Genomic DNA, 17580 nt, shown 5'->3' on the forward strand with positions numbered 1-17580 from the left:
TTGGATTAACGCTTTGACCAAGATGGACCCTTACGAGCCTTATGAAGACCTGGTTTCTTACGTTCAACCTTACGTGAATCTCGAGTGAGAAGTCCAGCACCCTTGAGTGCCTTACGAAGATTCTCATCGTTCACTACGAGAGCACGAGCGATAGCGTGGCGAATTGCTTCTGCCTGAGCATTCTCTCCTGATCCTGATACCTTTACATCAAAGTGAAATGCATCGAATACACCAGCAGTCTTGAGTGGAGAGTAAATCTTGTGAAAAAGATCTGCTCGTTTTACGTATGATTCGAGTGCTGCACCGTTGGCAGTATTTTCACCCTTTCCTGTATAGAGGCGGATTTCAGCGACTGCAGTCTTTCGGCGACCAACAGCGTATGCGTATTTTTTCTCTGACATAATAGTAAGGTTTTAGGAGAACTTATAAAGTAATAGTTTCAGGTTTCTGTGCAGCAAACTCATGTTCAGTACCAACAACGAGCTTGAGACGGATAGACATATCGCTCTTAAGACGATTTTTTGGAAGCATACCTTCGATTGCATGACGAAGAATATGAGTTGGGTTTTTTGTTCGCATCTTTGAGAAAACTGTCTCCTTGAGACCACCCATGTATTGAGAGTGTGAGCGGTACATTTTCACTGATTCTTTTGTACCAGTAACAGCGATTTTCTCAGCATTGATAACAATAACATTAGCACCGTTATCGATGTGTGGAGTGAAATCTACGCGATCACGACCAGAGATGAGACGAGCTACACCCGTTGCGAGACGACCAAGATTTTTTCCATTAGCATCGACGACGTACCATTTACGTTCGTTTCCAAGGAGTTGTTTTGCGACAAGAGTTTTCATAGAATTATGAGATTTTAGATTTAGATTGAGAGGGATTATACGAGCTCGATACGAACAAGCTTCGCAGCATCACCATCACGATATTTGATAGGAGTAATGCGAGTATAACCACCATTTTGATCTTTATACTTTCATGCGAGTGCGAGAAGAGATACGCTTGCCTCTTTGGTGAAGAGTTCAGCACCAATCATACGAATCTTGTTGTATTCAGTATGTTCTGAATTCGCAACGTCGATAAGACGATGAGCGAGTGGAGTAATCGCAAGTGCACGTTTCTCAGTTGTCTGGATGCTCTTGTGAGTAAAAAGACCTGTAAGGAGATTACGAACTGCAGATTTTCTCTGAGCTTTATCCATTCCACTAAGATGGAGATGTTTCTTGACGCGGTGACGCATAATTGTAAATTTTTAAGGTTTGTAATTGTAGTTGCAGACTAATCATCTCCGAGGAGTTTGAGTCCGCGAGTTTTGAGAGCATCTCGAACTTCTGTCATAGCCTTCTTTCCGAATCCCTTGATAGAAGAAAGTTTTGCTTCTGTACACTTGGTGAGTTGTTCGATAGAGAGGATATCTCCGTTGACGAGTGCATTGAGTGTACGAGGAGAGAGACCCATGATTTCGATTGGAGTGTATGTTTCCTTTTCGAGATCAGCTTTCACTTCCTGTTTTTCTTTCTCGATAACCTCACGGATATCAGAGATGAACTCACCTCCAACCTGGAGTTTCTCTTCATTGAAGAGAGCAAAGTAAGATTCGAGCATTTTTGCTGAGAACTTCATGACATCAGAAGGAGACATAACTCCATTTGTTGTCACAACCATTTCGAGAGAATCAAGATTAGTGATTTCACCGTAACGAGTATTCTTGACTTCGTATTTTACATTGATAACTGGAGAGAAGTTTGCATCGAGAACGAGAACTTCTACATCATCTTCACGTTTCTTGATATCTTCGATAGAAGTATATCCGACATTTCGTTCGATACGAATCTGCATCGCGAAATCAAAACCAGTATCAACAGTAGTGATGTAACAGTCAGGATTGAGAATCTCAACTCCGCCTGGACATTTGATGTCGGCACCAGTAACCGTTCCACCTTTTTTCTTTGAGAGAGAAAGCCATTCGATATCTGTTGTCTCTTTAGCAATCACGAGTGATTTGATGTTGAGCATGATATCGAGGATAGATTCACGAACACCTGGAAGTGTCATGTATTCATGAGATGCGCCTGCGATTTTGATACCTGTTACACGAGCCCCTGGAATTGAGGAGAGCATGACACGACGGAGTGAATTTCCGAGAGTGACACCGTATCCACTTGGAAGTGGTTCAATGATGAACTTTTCTTCAGTCGCAGAGAGAACTTCACGACGAATTTTCGGAACTCCGATGGTATTATGGATGATGTGCATAAACCGATATGTGGTGAAGAGCTAAATGGGGAGATGACTCTTATGAGAAAACCGAACTGTATACTAAGAGAATCGAATGGGACTATTTTGAGTAAAACTCAATGATACGCTGTACATCAATCATCTGATCGAAGTCACCCTTTTCAGGAAGTGCTGTGATTGTGATAGAAAGTTTCTTTGGATCCACTGTAAGCCATTTTGCGGAAGTCACCTGAGCAGCCGCGTTCTTGGAAGCGAAAGCCTGGAATTCTTCAACGAGAGACTTATAGAGAGCTGATTCTTTCATGCGTTCCTTGATAGTGATAACATCACCAACGCGAACTTCATATGAAGGAATATTGAGCTTCTTACCGTTCACGAGGAAGTGAGCATGACTCACACACTGACGAGCTTGCATGATCGTTCGAGCGAAGTTCGCACGAAGAATCACTGTATCGAGACGTGTCTCAAGGAGACGGAGCATTGCGTCACCAGTTACTTCATTTGTCTTTACAGCACGAGAGTAGTAACGAGCGAATTGCTTTTCAGAAAGAGCGAATTGTCTTTTTGCAGCCTGCTTCTTGCGGAGCTGAACACCAAACTCAGACATCTTTCCAGCACGCTTAACACGACGGTGATTGTTCTCGAGGTTGTACTTTTCTGTTCCGAAGAGGTTGTACCCTTCTCGGCGACAAAGCTTCATTTTTGGTCCTGTATAACGCATGGTTTTGAGAGATAAGAGATTATTTATGAGATATAAGATAGTAAATAAGAAATCTTATAGTTTATATCTTATAGTTTATAGCTAAGTATTATAGCTTTCGAGCCTTAGGCTTACGACATCCATTGTGTGGAACTGGAGTGATATCATAGATAGCTGTAAGTTCAACTCCTGAATTGATGATTCCACGAATTGCTTGTTCACGACCTGCACCAATACCCTTTACGTAGACAGAAGCACGTTCAACATTGTGCATTGTTTTTGCCTTGGAAACTGCTTGTTCGCTCGTAATCTGAGCAGCATATGGAGTTGCTTCACGAGCACCCTTGAATCCTGCAGTACCACCAGTAGACCAAGTGAGAACTTGACCTGCAAGGTCAGATACAACGACGTGCGTATTATTGAGAGTTGCTGTGATAGAAATGATTGCCTCTGGGACATTCTTTCGTGTTTTCTTTGAACGGCGAAGTGTAGCTTTTGCCATAATGGGAGAGTTAGAAGGTTATATTTTGAAGTGAACAGAGATATTATTTCTTCTTGTTCTGGATTGTCACAGCCTTACCCTTGCGAGTACGTGCGTTTGTTTTTGTACGTTGTCCACGAACTGGAAGACGTTTTCTATGTCGTGATCCACGATAAGAACCAATTTCCTGAAGACGCTTGATATTGGTAGCAACTTCACGACGAAGATCACCTTCGATAATGATACTCTTGAGTTCCTCACGAATCATATCGAGTTCTGCTTCAGTGAGATCTCCCATTTTCTTATTCCAAGCAATTCCTACCTTTGTGAGAATCTGTTGAGCAAGAGGACGACCTACACCATATATATACATAAGTGAGATTTCCGCATGTTTGTTGTCGGGGAGATTAACTCCAGCAATACGAGCCATAATACAATAATTGTTAGTTGTTAATTGAAAATTGTTAATTGATTAGCCTTGACGCTGTTTGTGCTTTGGCTCTTGGCAAATAACACGAACAATCCCCTTTCGGCGGATAACGACACACTTATCACAGATTTTCTTAACAGATGGGCGGACTTTCATATGAATGAAGTTAGAGATGAAAAGTTTTATTACTATGAACGAGGAATGATACTATAATTCTCATTCCTTGTTTTCCTCGAAATTTTCGAGTTACTTGCGATTGTTGTTTTGTGGATTCCGTTGCGGAGCATTGGCATTCGGCTTGCGGAATACGATACGACCACGAGTGAGATCATATGGTGTGAGCTCAACCACGACAGTATCACCAGGTATAAGACGAATGAGATGCTTTTGCATCTTTCCGCTGACATATGCCCGTATCACCATGTTCGAGAAGGCTTCTGGAAGCTGAACCTCGAAGATAGCTCCTGGGAGTGCTTTTAGCACTTTCCCTTCAACTTCGATTTTATCATCTTTTGGCATAAGGATCGAGTATTCTAAAGTAGTCGTACAAAAAAAGCTCGTGTAGTATATAAAAATGATGAGATAATGCAAATCAATTTGTAAAAAAAGATTGATTTCCTGTACTGAAGCGGGAAAGTCCCGTATAGAATGAGTAACTTATGTATAAAGAATGTGAACTCTTTCCTATTGTAGGACAATAAAATTGACATATAGTATAATTAATATATAATCGCCAAATTTACACTTTAATACTATTGATTATGTCATATAACATGAATAGCCCGGAGAGGAAAGAAGTGAACCCTTTTGAATTAGAAGAACGGGCTCTAAGTACTCTTATTAAAAGGAAGATAGATTCCGTCGGTTGAATCAATGGACCACTTAACCAGAGTTCTGTAAATCAAGTTTTCCAGCGTCTTGTTCCGTATTTACGATATGAGGTCCGGGGATATGCGCGTAAGAATCGATGAGTACCTTTTGACAAAAAGCAATGGAAATACCTTGAAAATCCTTGGGAAACTGCTGAGTATATTATAGACAAATACTGGGATGAAGATGGAATACTCGGGATTTCTTCCGAAATTCCAAGAGGAATAATGATGGAAATAAAAAATACTCGAGGCAAGTTATGACTCCCCAATTAAACATAAGAAAATCCCCTTCTCTCACGAGTTGGGGATTTTTTATAAAACACCTTATTATTTTCTCTGTACCATCTTGTAGAACTCGAGTACATCACCTTCTTCGATAGTGACATCACCCTTGAAGTTGATACCACAATCATTTCCTTCTTCCACTTCGTTCACATCGAGTGGCCCCATCTTCAGATTCGCCACTTCACCAGAACCAACCTTGCGATCTCCGCGAATGACACGGACCTTTGCACGATTCTCGATCTTTCCTGTCTCGACACCGAGACCAACGATCATCATGGAATTGTTTTTTCCTGTATAGAAGATTGCCTTCACTTTCGCGATACCGAGTTCTGCCTCATCGAAGCGGATATCGATCATACCTGTGATGATAGCCTCAACCTTTTCGAGAACATGGTAAATAACCTTCTTGTCGATGAATTCGATCTTCGACTGAGAAAGTGCTGACTTCGCAGCAGGAAGAATACCGACATTGTAGGCAATGAGAAGTGCCTGAGAAGTTCCTGCCATCATCACATCAGATTGATTGATATCACCGACAGCTGAGTGGATGAATACGACTTGTGTCTCAGGAGTTGAGAGCTTCACGAGCGCAGACTTGAGTGCTTCGAGCGAACCATTCGAATCAGTCTTGAGAACGATTTTGAGTTGCTTGAGTGCTCCTGACTTCAGGCGAGACATGAGCATTCCGAGCGATGCACCTTCGAAGGCATGGATGGATTTCTTATTCTTCGCGAGGAGAAACTCTTTCGCACGAGTGGTTGCGAGTTCTGGAGTAGAAACTACCTGGAGAATATCTCCACCTTCTACTACCTGAGAAAGTCCCGTAATCTGAACTGGAACAGAAGGTCCTGCTTCATCGAGATTTTTTCCCTTGTAGTCCTTGAGTGTACGAACCTTTCCATAAGCACCAGCACAGACGATATTATCACCCTTGCGGATAGTACCGGTGTTCACGAGGATTGTCGCTACAGAACCGAGCTTCTGATCAAGATGTGCTTCCACAACAGTTGCAACCGCACCACGATTTGGATTTGCCTTCAGTTCGAGAATCTCTGACTGAAGAAGAATCATATCGAGAAGGTCTTCGATACCAAGCCCTGTATGAGCCGATACTGGAACCACAACAGTCGTTCCTCCCCACTCCTCTGGCTGGAGTCCTTGTTCTGCGAGTTGTCCACGGATGAGGTCGAGGTTCGCCCCTGGCTTATCCATCTTATTCACTGCCACAATAATAGGCACTTCAGCTGCTTTCGCATGATTAATTGATTCTATAGTCTGAGGCTTCATACCTTCATCTGCCGCGATAACGATAACTGCGATATCCGTGAGTTTTGCACCACGAGCACGCATGATCGTGAAGGCTTCATGTCCAGGAGTATCGAGAAATGTGATTTTCTTGTCATTGCGCTTCACTTGATAGGCACCGATTTTTTGTGTGATACCACCCGCTTCACCCGATGCAACCGTTGTTTTTCGGATATAGTCGAGAATCGAGGTCTTACCATGGTCGACATGTCCCATCACAGAGATAATCGGAGAACGTTCGATCAGTCGAGATGGCTCGTCTTCATTGATGAGGTCAGTGATATTTCCATCCATGAGATCAGAGACAGAGACATTCTCAGAAATTTCCTTGATAATCTTGATTCCGAATGCTTCACCGATAAGAAAACATGTATCATAATCGATTGGCGCATTGAGATTCACGAGAACACCATTCTTCATGAGCTCTCCGATAACTTTTGCCACTGGAATACCAATCTTGTCAGAAAATTCTTTCACAGAAATCACATCACCAATGGCAACTTCTTGTCCTGCGCGATCCACGAGTACCTGGGCAATTTCTTCGATATTTTTCTCTCTTTTCTTGGAACTAATCTTGTTCCCACGACGGAATCCTCCATCATCATCACCACCAATCGTCTTCACTCCTTTGCGGAATCCTCCATCGACAATATCTTTTCCATTTTTATCCTTTCTGGATTTCTTCGCTGTTCCATCCTTCGAAGGAGTCGAAAATCCAATATCACGCTGAAACATTGGCTTCATATCATCACGAAGACGCTTCTGTGGAGCAGATGAATTGTTATTATTGGAAGTATTTCCATCTTCGCGACGGCGACGAGGAACCTCATCAGGAATCTGCATCACAGGGCGATTCTCGAGCACTTTCACTTTGGATTCTACCTTGGAGAAAGAAATCTTCGGAAATCCTCACTTCTTCTCATCACGAGTATCTTTCGGAGTTCATGCATCACGCTTCATCACAGAACGAAGGAGACTCTCACTCGCATGTTCGCGCTCAACAAGACGGGCTTTTGGAGTTGGTGCAGATTGCTTGATTTCTGTAGGAGACTCAGTATGAGTTTGACTCTCTGGAACTGGAGCTTCCGAGGTATTCTCACTCACTTTTTTGATGACAGGCTTGAGCTTGATTTTGAGTGGTTTTTTATCATCACCACCTGATTTCTGAGCCGACTGCATCTGAGCGTAATAATCATCCTGAGGAGTGCTATTTGGAGCCATGAAGGGAAAATGGTTATACATGAGGGATATGTGCACCGAGAGATTCATAACTTCCCCCTAAGTGTACTAGAGCCAATACACGAAAAGCTCGTATTTCGACAATATGAAATACGAGAGTCCGCGAGAACTCATGCGAAAATGTGCGGTGATATTATGGAAAATGGGGATTTTGTCAAAAAGAAGAATTTAATATTTGACAAATAATACATAAACTTTATAGTGAAATAAATTACCTTGGATCACTTACCACAATATATTTTATATTTTTCAAGTCATGTTATCCCTCACAGAACCTGCAGGTTTTTCTTCAACACCGACATCCGTTGCTTGATGCTTGATTTATCGATTCGAGAATGAAGCATTAGAAGTACTTCTTCTCCAACAAGTGAAATGAAATCAACTGTGGGGATTTCCGGGTGGAAAACTTCGTGAATGAGAAACACTCTATGATGGCATGCGCCGTGAAGTTTACGAGGAAACCGAACTATTTGTTCAGGCAAGAAGTGTACAATATATTAATACATATTATGTAAGAAATGATTTTGGTGACTTTATTTATGCACTGTATGCTATGCAACTACCTCCTCATAGCGAAATTAATCTTAATCCAAAAGAACATAAAGATTTTGGTTGGTTTTCAAATACAGAAGCACGTCAGGTAAATACAATTCCACACACTATCGATTGTATAGAAAAATTTGAATCTTCCGAATATTCAATGTAAAAAAACACGAGTATTTCTCGTGTTTTTTTATCTAAATATCAGCTTCAAAAAACTATTGAAGCTCCGCTTCCACTTCTCCTGCAATCTTGATAGACGGCTTGAGAGTTTTTGCACCGAGAGCCCACTTTGCTGGACATGCAGTACCAGGATTTGCTTCCATGAACTGAAGTGCTTCGATCTTACGAATGAGCTCATCAGAATTACGACCGAGAGGCCCGCTCGTCACTTCGATACCACGACATACACCGTGTGGATCAATGATGAATGTTCCACGAGCAGCGGTTCCATCTTCCATGAGGATACTGTATTTATCAGCAACTTCAAGCGCATGATCTCCGAGCATCACGTATGGAAAATCCTTCATGAGACCTTCATGTTTCACCCATGCACGATGAGAGAAAATTGTATCCGTAGAAGCCGCGAGAACTGTGACATTGAGTTCATCGAATTTTGCTTTCGCATCAGCCATATCCTTCAACTCGGTAGGACAGACGAAAGTGAAATCCGCTGGATAATAGAAAAGTACCGTCCACTTCCCTTGGAGAGACTCGAGAGAAACTTGAATTGTATCATCCTTCACTGGATCATACGCTGGAAGATCGAAACTTGGTGCAGGCGCATCGATTTTTACCTGTTCGAACATGAATTCGTTATTGCAGCAAGACATACTATATAGTTGGTTAGTAATTAGGAAATAGTTATTAGATGGAACCTTTTGTTATTCCGTAGGAATCCCTTTTCCTTAAACTTATGGAAAAGAAAGTAACAACACACAGGAGTATATAAATATTTCTCTGGAAATCAAATGAAAATGAGAATTATTCTCATTAAAAATGATTGCTTTTTCGAGAAATTTTCTCATAATACGCGCATATTTTTCATGAGCCATGCGAAAACACCAATACCGCGACATCATCTGTAATACTTGTGACTGTCGTCATCTCTCCGCTGAGGACATCTACGAGGAAGTGCGTGTTCGCGAGCCAAAAATCGGACGAGCAACCGTCTATCGCAATATTGAAGCCATGGCAGAAGAATGAACACTCAGACGTTTTCCTGGCATCAATGGGAAAACCTACTATGAGTGCAATGACGAAACCCATGCGCACTTAGTCGATGAGAAAACCGGAATTTTCTGTGATTTTCCTATAGAAAATGTCTGCCTCAAAAGTATCCCTTCTGGATATGAAGTCTCTGAAATCCGCATCCAAATACGAAAAATATAATTATGAAATCTGTTATTTCCATTTCTCATCTTTCGAAAAAAGTCGGAAAATCTCTTCTCCTCAAGGATCTCAATCTCTCTATCAAAAAGGGAGAGGTTTTCGGTTTTCTCGGGCCCAATGGTGCTGGAAAAACAACAACGATGAAGTGTATTCTTGGCATCATGAAGCCAAGTGAAGGAGAAGTAAAAATCTTCTGAAGTACTATCGATGATATTGCGGTTCGCAAACGTATCGGATTTATGCCAGAAAATACCTATCTCTACAAATATCTCACGGGGGATGAATTTCTCGACTTCAATGGGGCTTTCTATGGACTCCATGGTGAAGACCTCCAGAAACGAAAAGACTTCATTCTCGAGAAAGTAGGACTTCTCCATGCTCGCAACAAGCGACTCAATGCCTACTCGAAAGGAATGCTCCAGCGTATTGGACTCGCTCAAGCGATTCTCCATGACCCGGAACTTATTTTTCTCGATGAACCGATGAGTGGACTGGATCCTATCGGACGCAAGATGGTGAAAGACTTGATGCTTGAGCTCAAAAATGAAGGAAAAACCCTTTTCTTCAACACACATATCCTCTCCGATGTAGAAGCGGTCTGTGATACTTTTGCTATTATTTCTGTCGGTGAAATCATCACCAATATGCGCGTCGACGAACTCACCGAACCACTCGAAGATTTCTTCATGAAACAGATCGATGAAAGTGCACTCCATGTATCCAAACTCCAATAATACGATGACTAAAATTCTTGTCTGACTCTCGGGCTGAGTAGACTCAGCTGTATCGGCGTACCTCCTGAAAAAAGAGGGGCATGAGGTGTCGTGTGGATTCATGATCAACTATCTCGACGAGGAAAATCCAGGAAATTGCCCAACCAAGGCCGACCTCGAAGAAGCGAGAAGAGTAGCTGAATACTTGGAACTTCCATTCTATACTTTCGATTATCGGGAGGAATATGAAAAACGCATTGTCGAATATATTTATCGAGAATATGAAGCAGGAAGAACTCCGAATCCTGATGTCTTCTGCAATAATCTCGTGAAGTTCGATATTTTTCTAGAGGAAGCACTCGCACTCGGATTCTCGGGAATCGCCACAGGACACTATGCAAGAATCATGAAAAATTCAAAATTAAAAATTCAAAATATTGGTACAGATAATCTTGAATCTTGAATCTTGAATCTTGAATTATATAAGTGAGTCGATCCAAACAAAGACCAATCCTATTTTCTGTCGCGACTTTCCCCTTTCCAGATTTCGAAAGCCTATTTCCCTATCGGTCACCTTCTGAAATCCGAAGTCCGAGAAATCGCAAAAGCAGTATGACTTCCGAATGCAGACAGAAAAGATAGTCAATGACTCTGTTTTATCGGAAAGGTTTCGATGAAAGAATTTCTCGAACGCCGAATCGACAAAAAGCCTGGAAATATACTCGATACCAATGGAAAAGTAGTTTGAACTCACGAAGGCGCTTTTTCCTATACCATCGGGCAACGTCGTGGTATTCAGGTTGGTGGTGGCCCAGCACTCTTTGTGATTGGGAAAAATATAAAAGAGAATACGATTACCGTCGGAACAGAAGCAGAATTGAGTCTATTTTCGAAAAATTGCACTCTCTCTGATTGGGTCGGACATCTTCCAGAAGAATGAAGAATATATGGTGCAAAAATCAGATACCGACAAGAAGATCAGAAGTGTCAGATAACAATGAACAATGAACAATGAACAATGAACATAGTATTCGAACAGAATCAACGTGCCATCACTTCTGGGCAAATCTGTGTCATCTATGACGGAGAAATCGTTGTAGGAAGCGGAATTATCCAATAATGAACACGCCATGAAACCTCGAGAAAAAGCAAAATATGAGTATACATTGGTCATTGTGGAATGAATCATCGGTATGATTTTCGTATTGATTGTCATATTCGTCGTGAAGAGTTTATAAAATCCCCTTTCGGGGATTTTTCTAAAACAGTCGCATCACGTTATTCGTCTCAAGTGTTATCACTCATCGATTCGCCAGTTCGACGAAGGAACGCATAGTTGCTTCCACATCGACCATTGCATTATGTGCTCATTCGAACCATTCATCGAAGAGAAATTTATGCAGTTCTGCGAGTTTCGGTGGCTTGAATGAGAATCCACGTCATTGGAGTTTGCAATAATCCGTCGAAGAACGCATCGTACAGATGCTTTTCATCGGAGAATAATCTCCTTTTCGTCCAATACGCTGGAGTTCATAGGAGAGAATTTCTTCATCGAATTCGATATTGTGTCCCGCGACAATATCTGCACGATTCAATACTCGAAGGATTGAATCTGCATGTGCAGAAAATGAAAGTTTATCTGCCACATCCTTATCGTAGATTCCATGAACCTGCGATGAAGCAAAAGGAATAGAAATTGCGGGCTTAATCATGATATCATGTCGTTCGAGTTCTGTATATACACCATCCGTATAATCTCCTTCGATAGCGGCAAATTGGACAATATATGGTTGCTGAGCGATATCACCTCCGCGAGTAGGAAATCCGGTTGTTTCTGTATCCCAAACACAAATACGCATAATAGAAAATTATAGGTAACTAAATAAAAAGATTCCTCTTTTTGTCATTCCGACGATAGGAGGAATCTCTTTTTCTTTTACTTATGAGAAAATAGCATTCTGATTCACATAAGATGATTCTGAGAGCGATCCCTCGACTACGCTCGGGATGATAAAATGTTGATAAAATTAGTAGAATTTCTTGTAATCGAAACTCTTCATATCGGTATCAATACGGCGAATAATATCGAGAATAACACCTACTACGATGATAAGTCCAGAACCAGAAATGAGAAAATCAATATTCGTTGTTCCACTAGAACCGAAAATTCCAAAGTCATTATTAATTTTCGTAATCGCGTATGGAAATACGGCAATGATAGCCAGGAATAAACCTCAGAAAAGATTCAAACGATCAGAAACTTGCTGAAGAAATGTTGCTGTCTCGCGACCTGGACGAACACCCGGAATATAACCACCACGCTTTTGGATACTTTCTGCTACTTCTGTCGTATTGAACGTGATAGATACATAGAAGAATGCAAATCCGAGAACGAGAAGTGCATAGACGACAATATATATCCAACCTGGATTTTGCATAGAAAGGTTCGTAGCGAGCCATTCACCGATAGTTGCTGATGTTCCAGAACCTCTTTTCTGAAGAATCTGACCAATAAGCGATGGGAATGTGATGAGTGCGACCGCAAAGATAATAGGAACCATACCTGCCTGATTCACACGAATCGGAAAATACGAACGTTCATCACGACCAGTACGAGTATAGACGAGAGGAACTTTTCTATATCCTTCAGTGAACTTCACGATGATATAAATAACTGCAACTGTAAGAAGTGTAAGAATAACGAGAAGTTGGTAACTTCCAGCAGTGATATAGTTCATGATGTGTGTTGGAACACCGGCAAGAACACCAGCAAAGATGATAATTGACGAACCATTTCCGATACCTGCCTCTGTGATGATATCACCAAGCCAGAGAAGAATCATCGTACCAGCAGTAATAAAAAGCATGGCAGGAAAAACTACTCCCCAGAAATTGCTTGTGTTGATAATCTGTGCACTTGAATCTCCTGTACCGATAAGGGTATTCAGAAGGTAGATCATACCATAACTCTGAGCAAGCGCGAGAGGAACTGTGAGATAACGTGTGTAATTATTCATTTTTTTCTGTCCTTGTTCTCCTTCTTTCTTGAGTGCTTCAAGTGATGGAATAATAACCGCAAGAAGTTGGATAATGATAGTTGCATTGATGTATGGTGCGAGACCCATGAGAATAATCGAGAAGCTCTCAAGTCCACCACCCATAATAGAACCAAAAAATGCGAGTTGTGTATTCGCACGAAGTTGTTCTGTAAACGCTTCGAGAAGAGCCACGTTCACCCCAGGAACTGGAATGACAGAAAGAAGCTTATACACGGCAACAATTCCAAGAGTCACAAGAATCTTTTTTCGAATATGCTCGGTTGCCCAAACTTTTTTAAGATTTGTAATCATACAATAAGAAGAAATAATAAGAACGCTAAACCCGCGTATTGTAGAGAAAAATATGGAAAAAGCAAAGGATTTTTTTGGTATGAAAAAACTCCCCTTTCGAGGAGTTTTGAGAAATTCTATTAATTGTTTGCAGTTCCACCAGCCTTCTCGATTGCCACTTTTGCAGCTTCAGAGTAAGCATCAGCAGTAACTATTACTTTTGAAGTGAGAGTTCCACGTCCGAGAACCTTGAGAAGCTTTCCCTTCGCACGAACGATACGACGCTCGTAGAGAATTGCGTAGTCCACTTCAGTCACTCCGGAGAGAGCAAGAGCTTCGATTTGATCGAGATTCACAGTTACATATTCTTTTGGAGCATATGCTGTAAATCCTCTTTTCTTTGGAGTTCGCATGAAGAGACGAGTTTGTCCTCCTTCGAATGTTGGATAACGCTTTCCTTTACCTGTACGAGAGTTCTGACCATTCATACCACGACCAGATGTTCCTCCGATTCCAGAACCAACACCACGAGCCACGCGACGTGGACGAGTCTGAGAACCAGGATTTGGTTTAAGTGTAGAGAGATTTGTCATAAAGTAGTAATTAGTTGGATAGTAATTGGTTGGATAGTAATTGGTTTCGACTAGTAAGTAGTCACCAATCTACTAACACACTATTCTGCTTTTTTCTTTGCTGGAGCCTTCTTTGCTGCTGGCTTTTTTGCTGGAGCAACTTCAGAAGTTATTGTCTCTTCAGATGCATTCTTCTTAGAAAAAGAAGTAACAAGGTGAAGAGGTTTCAATGCTGCAAGTGCAGACATAGTTACGCGAGCATTCGTAATCTTGTTTGGAGCACCGTGTTGTTTTGCGATCACGTCCTTCACTCCAGAAACCGCGAAAATCTTTCGAACTGAACCACCAGCGATGATACCAGTACCTGGATGAGCAGGATGAATGAAGAGTGAAGAGGATTTGTAGTTTGCAGATACATCGTGTGGAATAGTACCGTTCACGATTGGGAATGTGATGAGATTCTTCTTTGCATCACGGATTGCCTTTTCGATAGCAACCTGTACTTCACCAGCCTTTCCTGTACCGAGACCAACACGTCCTTTTCCATCACCGATAACGATAGATGCACGGAAACGAATCTGACGACCACCGGCAGTCACACGAGTTACACGATCGATAGCAAGAAGTTCTTCTTTGAATTCCTTCTCCTCTTCACGCATACCGTCACGGCGTGGCTTGCGGTCACCTCTTGGTCCTGAACGTTCGTGACGTGGACGAGAAGTTCCTTCAGCAGGAGTTGTAGGAGTAGTTGTTGCTTCTACTGGAGTTTCTGGTGTAGTCTCAGGATTTTGATTCTGAATATCTGACATACGAAAAAGTGAGAAAAAAATTATGAAAATCGGAAATTAGAACTTGAGTCCTCCGGCACGAGCTGCCTCAGCAAGAGACTTCACACGTCCGTGGTAGAGATATCCTCCACGATCAAATACACATTCTGTAATACCTTTTGCAAGCATAGTCTTTGCAATTTCAGATCCGACTGCTGTTGCTCTTTCTGATTTTGTTCCTGATTTTACTGCCATATCATGTGCAGCGCAGAGAGTCACTCCAGATGCATCATCGATAGCTTGTACAGAAATATGTGTATTGCTTCGAAAAACAGAGAGACGTGGCTTTGAAGCAGTACCTTCCATACGAGCGCGAACTCTTTTTGCTCGAGCCAGACGATTTTGAGTTTTTTTCAACATAGTTGAATAATTAGTAAATTATGAATGATTGAATGAAAATCTTTTTTGGGATTATTTACCAGCAGTCTTACCAGCCTTGCGACGGATATGTTCACCAGTGTAACGGATACCCTTTCCTTTGTATGGTTCAGGTTTCTTGAGAGAGCGAACATATGCAGCGAAGTATCCAAGAAGTTGCTTATCGTGAGACTTGAGGTGAATCTTATTCTTTTCTTCCTTATCCGCTTCGATAGTGATTCCTTCTGGCGCATCTACATTGACCTTATGAGAAAAACCGAGGGCGAGCTCCATTTTTCGAGGTCCTTTCACATCGAACTTGTAACCAACTCCAACGATTTCGAGAGATTTAGAATATCCTTCTGATACTCCGATTACCATATTTTGGATCATGGCGCGAGTCAATCCCCAGAAAGCCTTTTGTTGCTTGTCTTCTTGATTTTCGATAGAAACTGTAAGGATTTCTCCTTCTTGTTTTACAGAAACTCCAGAAAGAATATTGAAGGAAAGTGTTCCTTTAGAACCCTTTACGATAATATCTGTAGAATTGATTTCTACGGTAACTCCTGAAGGAAGTTTTACGGGTTGTTTACCGATTCGAGACATAAGAGATTTGAGTTAAAAGTTGTAAGTATGGAATTCTGAGCAAGCACCGAGCATCCGCTGCTGACTCCCAAGTCCAAACTTGAGGAAATTAGTAGACCTCACAGAGAAGTTCACCACCAACACCGAGAGCATGAGCTTCATATCCAGTGACAATTCCACGTGGAGTTGAGAGGATGAAGATTCCATATCCGTTGCGAGACTTTCTCACATCAGCAGACTTCACATAGATTCGCTGACCAGGGCGAGAAATACGACGAAATGAAGGAATGTACTTTGTCTTTCTTACATCTTGAAGAGTGATCGTAAACATATGTTTCTCTTCTGAGAAAGAGAAATCCACGATATATCCATTCTTCTTGAGAATTCGAAGAATTTCCGCCTTCAATTTTGAGTAAGGAGCTTCTATAGTACCAAGACGCGCAAGGTAACCATTTCGTATGCGAGTAAGAAGATCTGCGATTGGATCGATGATCATAAATTGAGAATTTAGAATTTAGATTGTAGATTGTAATATACGATATTACCAGCTTGATTTGCGAACACCCATAAGCTCTCCAGCATTTGCTTTCTCACGAATACAGATACGACAGAGGTCGAACTTTCCGATGTAACCATAAGAACGTCCACAGTGAGAACAACGGTGATAGAGACGCGTTGAGAAACGAGGTTTCTTACCGAGTGCGTGAGCGCGAGCAGCTTCATCTTGAGCTGTCTGACATTTATGTACGATTGCTGTACGAGCCATAGAGGAGAAAAATTATTTCGTAAATGGAAAACCAAGTTTATTAAGAAGAGCCTTTGAATGTTCTGCAGATTGAGTCTTGAATTTGACAGTAATCTGAAGTCCATGAGGTTTTACTACATCAAGTTGAGGAACTTCTGGGAAGATAGTATGTTCCTTGATACCGAAGTTGAAGTTTCCAGCCTGGTCGAAACCACGTCCAGAAATACCACGGAAGTCACGAACACGAGGAAGAACGATAGCGATGAGCTTCTCAAGGAAGTCAAACATGCGATCTCCACGAAGTGTAACCATCATACCAACAGGCATTCCAGCACGGAGCTTGAAGTTCGAGATTGCTATACGAGCGTGGTTCACACGAGGAAGTTGACCAGTGATGAGTGCAAGATCATTCTTGAGACTAGAGAAGTCCTTGTTTCCAGCAGCGACATAGCTACCGATACCCATATTGAGAACGATTTTCTCGATACGAGGAACTTGCATTGGATTATCGATTCCGAGTTCTTTTGCGAGCTCAGGAAGGATAGTATTGAGGTACTGTTCTTTGTAAGACATAGAAAGGGTTTTTAGAATTTAGTTTTAGATTTTAGAAGGAACTATTAGAGTAAAATAGTTCACGTGCTAAATTCATTTTCTTAGAGGAGAGTTCCAGACTTTTTAGCAACACGACCGACTTTTTTTCCATTTTCCATCTTGTATCCAACACGTGTTGGTTCACCTGTTTTTGGATCAAGAAGCATAACGTTTGATACATCGATAGGCTTTTCGAAAGAAACCTTCTGTCCAGGAGTTGTACCTTGACGCTTCATGTGACGCGTTACGATACCGACACCTTCGACGAGAACTTTCTTCTCTTCTGGAAATGAGCGAAGAACTTTTGCCTTCTTGCCCTTATCTTTTCCGGAAATGACGATGACCTGATCATCTGTGTGAATTTTCATA

26 protein-coding genes are annotated in these 17580 nt (G+C 41.6%); 5 read left to right on the top strand and 21 right to left on the bottom strand.

What is annotated here, in order from left to right; genetic code table 25:
• Window positions 1-5: 5 nt before the first annotated feature.
• From rpsI to infA, 9 genes are all read right to left on the bottom strand, one after another.
• Window positions 6-401, bottom strand: a complete 396-nt coding sequence (gene rpsI, locus PHY14_02520) for a 30S ribosomal protein S9 (protein MDD2693782.1) — start codon at window positions 399-401, stop codon at window positions 6-8.
• Between the two features lie 22 nt (window positions 402-423).
• Window positions 424-855, bottom strand: a complete 432-nt coding sequence (rplM, locus tag PHY14_02525) for a 50S ribosomal protein L13 (protein ID MDD2693783.1) — start codon at window positions 853-855, stop codon at window positions 424-426.
• Between the two features lie 35 nt (window positions 856-890).
• Complete coding sequence (locus tag PHY14_02530) at window positions 891-1250, bottom strand: bL17 family ribosomal protein (GenBank protein MDD2693784.1); 360 nt, start codon at window positions 1248-1250, stop codon at window positions 891-893.
• 38 nt (window positions 1251-1288) lie between these two features.
• Entirely contained in the window at window positions 1289-2266 is a 978-nt protein-coding gene (locus PHY14_02535) for a DNA-directed RNA polymerase subunit alpha (GenBank protein MDD2693785.1), read from the bottom strand.
• 82 nt (window positions 2267-2348) lie between these two features.
• Window positions 2349-2969: a 30S ribosomal protein S4 gene (gene rpsD, locus PHY14_02540; GenBank protein ID MDD2693786.1), complete on the bottom strand. Its 621-nt coding sequence runs from the start codon at window positions 2967-2969 to the stop codon at window positions 2349-2351.
• An 88-nt stretch (window positions 2970-3057) separates the two neighbouring features.
• Window positions 3058-3450 (bottom strand): 30S ribosomal protein S11, encoded by a 393-nt coding sequence (rpsK, locus tag PHY14_02545; protein ID MDD2693787.1) that lies wholly within the window; start codon window positions 3448-3450, stop codon window positions 3058-3060.
• Window positions 3451-3493: 43 nt separating this feature from the next.
• Window positions 3494-3859 (bottom strand): 30S ribosomal protein S13, encoded by a 366-nt coding sequence (rpsM, locus tag PHY14_02550; protein ID MDD2693788.1) that lies wholly within the window; start codon window positions 3857-3859, stop codon window positions 3494-3496.
• A gap of 42 nt (window positions 3860-3901) precedes the next feature.
• Window positions 3902-4015 (bottom strand): 50S ribosomal protein L36, encoded by a 114-nt coding sequence (rpmJ, locus tag PHY14_02555; GenBank protein MDD2693789.1) that lies wholly within the window; start codon window positions 4013-4015, stop codon window positions 3902-3904.
• A 90-nt stretch (window positions 4016-4105) separates the two neighbouring features.
• Window positions 4106-4378 (bottom strand): translation initiation factor IF-1, encoded by a 273-nt coding sequence (gene infA, locus PHY14_02560; protein ID MDD2693790.1) that lies wholly within the window; start codon window positions 4376-4378, stop codon window positions 4106-4108.
• Between the two features lie 242 nt (window positions 4379-4620).
• Here infA and PHY14_02565 point away from each other — a divergent pair, with 242 nt between their 5' ends.
• Window positions 4621-5004 carry a hypothetical protein gene (locus PHY14_02565; protein MDD2693791.1) on the top strand — a complete coding sequence of 128 codons (384 nt, stop codon included), beginning with the start codon at window positions 4621-4623 and terminating at the stop codon, window positions 5002-5004.
• Between the two features lie 54 nt (window positions 5005-5058).
• Here PHY14_02565 and infB read toward each other — a convergent pair whose 3' ends face one another.
• Entirely contained in the window at window positions 5059-7542 is a 2484-nt protein-coding gene (gene infB / locus PHY14_02570; GenBank protein MDD2693792.1) for a translation initiation factor IF-2, read from the bottom strand.
• Window positions 7543-7816: 274 nt separating this feature from the next.
• Here infB and PHY14_02575 point away from each other — a divergent pair, with 274 nt between their 5' ends.
• Window positions 7817-8266 carry an NUDIX hydrolase gene (locus PHY14_02575; GenBank protein ID MDD2693793.1) on the top strand — a complete coding sequence of 150 codons (450 nt, stop codon included), beginning with the start codon at window positions 7817-7819 and terminating at the stop codon, window positions 8264-8266.
• 52 nt (window positions 8267-8318) lie between these two features.
• Here the strand turns inward: PHY14_02575 and PHY14_02580 are convergent, their stop codons facing one another.
• Complete coding sequence (locus PHY14_02580; GenBank protein ID MDD2693794.1) at window positions 8319-8933, bottom strand: peroxiredoxin; 615 nt, start codon at window positions 8931-8933, stop codon at window positions 8319-8321.
• A gap of 220 nt (window positions 8934-9153) precedes the next feature.
• On the opposite strand from PHY14_02580, the gene PHY14_02585 reads away from it, so the two are divergent.
• From PHY14_02585 to mnmA, 3 genes are read left to right on the top strand one after another with little or no spacing between them, the layout of a single operon-like run.
• Window positions 9154-9492 carry a transcriptional repressor gene (locus tag PHY14_02585; GenBank protein MDD2693795.1) on the top strand — a complete coding sequence of 113 codons (339 nt, stop codon included), beginning with the start codon at window positions 9154-9156 and terminating at the stop codon, window positions 9490-9492.
• 2 nt (window positions 9493-9494) lie between these two features.
• Window positions 9495-10226, top strand: coding sequence for an ABC transporter ATP-binding protein (locus tag PHY14_02590; GenBank protein ID MDD2693796.1), 732 nt, complete (start codon window positions 9495-9497; stop codon window positions 10224-10226).
• A 4-nt stretch (window positions 10227-10230) separates the two neighbouring features.
• Window positions 10231-11325 carry a tRNA 2-thiouridine(34) synthase MnmA gene (gene mnmA, locus PHY14_02595; protein MDD2693797.1) on the top strand — a complete coding sequence of 365 codons (1095 nt, stop codon included), beginning with the start codon at window positions 10231-10233 and terminating at the stop codon, window positions 11323-11325.
• Between the two features lie 139 nt (window positions 11326-11464).
• Here mnmA and PHY14_02600 read toward each other — a convergent pair whose 3' ends face one another.
• The 10 genes from PHY14_02600 to rplX all read right to left on the bottom strand — a co-directional run bounded on the left by PHY14_02600 (window position 11465) and on the right by rplX (window position 17579).
• Window positions 11465-12064, bottom strand: a complete 600-nt coding sequence (locus PHY14_02600; GenBank protein MDD2693798.1) for a 3'-5' exonuclease — start codon at window positions 12062-12064, stop codon at window positions 11465-11467.
• 168 nt (window positions 12065-12232) lie between these two features.
• Window positions 12233-13555 (bottom strand): preprotein translocase subunit SecY, encoded by a 1323-nt coding sequence (gene secY, locus PHY14_02605; GenBank protein ID MDD2693799.1) that lies wholly within the window; start codon window positions 13553-13555, stop codon window positions 12233-12235.
• A gap of 119 nt (window positions 13556-13674) precedes the next feature.
• The gene (gene rplO, locus PHY14_02610; GenBank protein ID MDD2693800.1) at window positions 13675-14127 is read right to left on the bottom strand and encodes a 50S ribosomal protein L15; all 453 of its coding nucleotides are present in this window, start codon (window positions 14125-14127) and stop codon (window positions 13675-13677) included.
• A gap of 80 nt (window positions 14128-14207) precedes the next feature.
• On the bottom strand, window positions 14208-14915 hold the full coding sequence (gene rpsE / locus PHY14_02615; GenBank protein MDD2693801.1) for a 30S ribosomal protein S5: 708 nt from the start codon (window positions 14913-14915) through the stop codon (window positions 14208-14210).
• 36 nt (window positions 14916-14951) lie between these two features.
• Window positions 14952-15293: a 50S ribosomal protein L18 gene (gene rplR / locus PHY14_02620; GenBank protein MDD2693802.1), complete on the bottom strand. Its 342-nt coding sequence runs from the start codon at window positions 15291-15293 to the stop codon at window positions 14952-14954.
• 51 nt (window positions 15294-15344) lie between these two features.
• Window positions 15345-15896, bottom strand: coding sequence for a 50S ribosomal protein L6 (gene rplF, locus PHY14_02625; GenBank protein ID MDD2693803.1), 552 nt, complete (start codon window positions 15894-15896; stop codon window positions 15345-15347).
• Window positions 15897-15984: 88 nt separating this feature from the next.
• A complete protein-coding gene (rpsH, locus tag PHY14_02630) occupies window positions 15985-16371 on the bottom strand; it encodes a 30S ribosomal protein S8 (protein MDD2693804.1) in 387 nt (128 codons plus the stop codon).
• 45 nt (window positions 16372-16416) lie between these two features.
• On the bottom strand, window positions 16417-16641 hold the full coding sequence (locus PHY14_02635) for a type Z 30S ribosomal protein S14 (protein MDD2693805.1): 225 nt from the start codon (window positions 16639-16641) through the stop codon (window positions 16417-16419).
• 12 nt (window positions 16642-16653) lie between these two features.
• Entirely contained in the window at window positions 16654-17193 is a 540-nt protein-coding gene (gene rplE, locus PHY14_02640) for a 50S ribosomal protein L5 (protein ID MDD2693806.1), read from the bottom strand.
• Window positions 17194-17273: 80 nt separating this feature from the next.
• The gene (rplX, locus tag PHY14_02645; GenBank protein ID MDD2693807.1) at window positions 17274-17579 is read right to left on the bottom strand and encodes a 50S ribosomal protein L24; all 306 of its coding nucleotides are present in this window, start codon (window positions 17577-17579) and stop codon (window positions 17274-17276) included.
• Between the last annotated feature and the right edge of the window lies 1 nt (window position 17580).

Source organism: Candidatus Gracilibacteria bacterium (genome assembly GCA_028687475.1).
Lineage (GTDB): Bacteria > Patescibacteriota > Gracilibacteria > BD1-5 > UBA2023 > STC-74.